The 203-nt window shown below is 53.7% G+C and carries 1 tRNA gene; it reads left to right on the top strand.

Annotated features, from left to right (window positions below):
- Nucleotides 1–58: 58 nt before the first annotated feature.
- Nucleotides 59–134 (top strand) — tRNA-Thr (locus ACQ5DJ_RS30120).
- The last annotated feature ends 69 nt before the right edge of the window (nt 135–203 follow it).

The following is a 203-nucleotide window of genomic DNA, read 5'->3' as shown; positions in this document are numbered from 1 at the left end:
CAATCGGCTGTTAACCGATCGGTCGGCGGTTCGAGTCCGTCCCGAGGAGCCATATTATGCTCCTGTAGCTCAGTCGGTAGAGCGTTTCCATGGTAAGGAAGAGGTCGCAGGTTCGATTCCTGTCGGGAGCACCAGAAGTAATCTCATGATCTTGGCCCGTTGGTGAAGCGGTTTAACACAGCAGCCTTTCACGCTGTCATACA

Origin of the sequence: Brevibacillus sp. FIR094 (assembly GCF_050477165.1) — a bacterium.
Lineage (GTDB): Bacteria > Bacillota > Bacilli > Brevibacillales > Brevibacillaceae > Brevibacillus.
This window is presented reverse-complemented; position numbering and strand designations above follow the sequence as displayed.